Consider the following 2,751-nt stretch of genomic DNA (forward strand, 5'->3'; position numbering starts at 1 on the left):
CCCTCCGCCCCTATCCTTCTCCGCCTCCCGCCCGCCTACAGCGCCCCCGCCGCCAGGGCGTAGAGGGGCAGTCCCAGGATCAGGTTGAAGGGGAAGGCCACGCCCAGGGAGAGGCCGAGATAGATGCCGGGCTTGGCCTCGGGCAGGGCGGTGCGCATGGCGGCCGGGGCGGCGATGTAGGAGGCGGAGGCGGCCAGCAGGATCAACATGGCGCTGTCGCCGGGGGCGAGGCCGGCGAGGCGTGAGGCGAGATAGCCTGCGGTCGCGCCTGCCACCGGCAGGGCGATCCCCAGGGCCAGTACGCGCAGGGGCGGACGTCCGGCGTCGGTGAGGCTGCGGGCGGCGGCCAGGCCCATGTCGAGCAGGAAGAGGCAGAGGGCGCCCTGGAAGACGGGGTTCACGAAGGTGTCGAGCTTGGCCATGCCGCGCTCGCCGGTGATGAGGCCGATCAGGAAGCTGCCTACCAGCATGAGGGCCGGGCCGCCGAGGAAGACCTCGCGCAGGAGGCTCCCCATGGAGTGGCGGGGGCCGTCCCCCTCAGCGGCTCGCCGGGCGATGATCAGGGCAGTGAGGATGGCCGGGGCCTCCATGAGGGCGAGGACCGCCGTCATGTAGCCGCCGAAGGGTATGCCGTGGGCGGCCAGGAAGTCGGATCCCGCCGCAAAGGTGACCACAGAGACTGAGCCGAAGGCCGCTGCCGTGGCGGCCGCCGAGGCCCGATCGAGACCGCCGAGGCGCCGCAGGACCGGATAGGCCACCAGGGGCCAGGAAAGGGACAGGAGGAGGCCGGCGATCCCCGCCCGCACGAAGCCCGGACTGAGCCCTGCATCGGCCGCCTCGACCCCGCCCTTGAAGCCGATGCAGAGCATCAGGAAGAGGGAGAGGGTGCGGGTGGTGGTGGCGGGCATGGACAGGTCGGAGCGCGCGAACCCGCCGAACAGGCCCAGGACGAAGAACAGGATGGCGGGCGCCAGCAGGTTCTGGGCGCCGAGGGCGGCGGCGGAGGTCAGGGCTTCGGGCATGGTGAAATCCAGGGTCTGCGACGCGCCCCCCTGGCGCGTGGGGTGTCGTCCTAGGGGGTTCCGCCCCGACTGCAGCGTTGAAAGGCGCTATTCCTGTGATAAGGGAAACTCATTGAGGAGACGCTCATGTCGCGAGATATCAATCTCGACCTGGACCTGATCCGCACCTTCGTGACCATCGCTGATACCCGCAGCTTTACCCGGACGGGGGAAAGGCTGGGGCGCACCCAGTCGGCCATCAGCCTGCAGGTGCGGCGGCTGGAGGATCGGCTGGGGGTGAAGCTGTTGGCCCGGGACCCGCGCCGGGTGGGGCTGACCGAGGCCGGGGAGTCCTTCCTGCCCAAGGCCCGGCGGCTGTTGAGGGTGAATGACGAGATCATCGCCGAGGTGACGGGCGAGGACCTGGAGGGTGAGGTGCGGCTGGGCGCGCCGGAGGACTTCGCCACCGTCCACCTGCCCGACATCCTTGGCGCCTTCGCCCGGTCCCATCCGCGGGTGGCCCTGGCGGTGACCTGTGACCTGACCCTGAACCTGCTGGACCGGCTGCAGGCCGGCGCCCTGGACCTGGCCCTGGTCAAGCGCGAGCCCCTGGGGCCGGACCTGGGGGTGCGGGTCTGGCGTGAGCCCCTGGTCTGGGTGGCAGCGGACCGGGCGGTGCTGAAGCCAGACGAGCCGGCGCCCCTGGTCATCGCCCCGGCGCCCTGCGTCTATCGCCGGCGGGCGGTGGCGGCCCTGGAGGCGCGCGGCCGGACCTGGCGGGCGGCCTACACGAGCCCCTCCCTGGCCGGCCAGCATGCGGCCCTGAGGGCGGGCCTGGGCCTGACCGTCCTGCCCCGGGAGATGGTCCCCGACGACCTGGTCCTGCTGGGCGAGGCCGACGGTCTGCCGCCCCTGGAGGACGCCGAGATTGCCCTGTTGAAGGCGCGGGGCGGGGCACCCCGGGCGGCGGACCGGCTGGCGCAGTTCATCCTGGCCTCCCTGGACCGACGCCCGGGCCGGTTGTCGGGCTGAATCCCTCTGGCTCCCCCCCTTTGGCGCGTTAGGGCTAGGGGAGCAGCTGAGGGGCCGTTGACCCCCTCACCGGGCTTCGCCCGGAGCTCCCCCTGAGGTGGAGCAATTAGACGGCTCTAATTCCGCCCCCTAGGGGGCGATAGCACCGGGACGGAGAGGGTCAGCTGAGCCGCCGTTGACCCCCTCAGTCGGCTTTGCCGACAGCTCCCCCTTGGGGGCGCCATGGCTCTGTAATTCCTCCCCCCAGGGGGAGGTGGACCGGGACGGTAGTCCCGGGACGGAGGGGGTCAACGGGATCGCCGCGGGTTCACGACCTTAGTCCCAGCCCAGGGCGGCGGCGTCGCGCAGGATGGCCTCGGCGGCCTCCGTGTGTTTGCCCTCGCCGCCGGGGTGCAGGACGAGGGGTGGCAGAAGGGCCAGGGGCGCGCGGCCGCCGCGCACGGCCCGCACGATTACCCGGCTGGCGGGCGAGGCGGCGCGGGGCTGGACCGGGCGGATGCGGATGGAGCCGCACCTGGGCGTAAGCCCGGCGAGCAGGTCGGCCAGCCGGTCGGCCCGGTGGATGAGGGTGATTGTCCCACCGTCGCGCACGGCCTTGAGGAGATAGCCTGTCCAGGCGGCGAGGCCGTCTGTCGCCATCCAGGCCCGAGATTTCTCTGGCGCGGGGCCGCGCAGGGCGCTGGCGTCGTCGAAGAAGGGCGGATTGCACAGGGCGGCG

2 protein-coding genes and 1 pseudogene are annotated in these 2,751 nt (G+C 72.3%); 1 reads left to right on the forward strand and 2 read right to left on the reverse strand.

What is annotated here, in order from left to right:
- Window positions 1–35: 35 nt before the first annotated feature.
- Complete coding sequence (locus WCJ52_RS12565) at window positions 36–1,022, reverse strand: sodium-dependent bicarbonate transport family permease (protein WP_336903646.1); 987 nt, start codon at window positions 1,020–1,022, stop codon at window positions 36–38.
- A 126-nt stretch (window positions 1,023–1,148) separates the two neighbouring features.
- Between WCJ52_RS12565 and WCJ52_RS12570 the strand changes: the two genes are divergently transcribed.
- Window positions 1,149–2,033 carry a LysR substrate-binding domain-containing protein gene (locus tag WCJ52_RS12570; protein WP_336903647.1) on the forward strand — a complete coding sequence of 295 codons (885 nt, stop codon included), beginning with the start codon at window positions 1,149–1,151 and terminating at the stop codon, window positions 2,031–2,033.
- A gap of 315 nt (window positions 2,034–2,348) precedes the next feature.
- On the opposite strand, the pseudogene WCJ52_RS12575 reads toward WCJ52_RS12570, so the two are convergent.
- Window positions 2,349–2,751 (reverse strand): annotated as a pseudogene (locus tag WCJ52_RS12575) (methyltransferase); the annotation flags it as partial.

Origin of the sequence: Phenylobacterium sp., assembly GCF_037138395.1 — a bacterium.
Lineage (GTDB): Bacteria > Pseudomonadota > Alphaproteobacteria > Caulobacterales > Caulobacteraceae > Phenylobacterium.

Excerpts from the sequence above, each read along its gene's own strand:
- WCJ52_RS12565 (WP_336903646.1), bottom strand. The coding sequence starts at position 1,022 with ATGCCCGAAGCCCTGACCTCCGCCGCCGCCCTCGGCGCCCAGAACCTG.
- WCJ52_RS12570 (WP_336903647.1), top strand. The coding sequence starts at position 1,149 with ATGTCGCGAGATATCAATCTCGACCTGGACCTGATCCGCACCTTCGTG.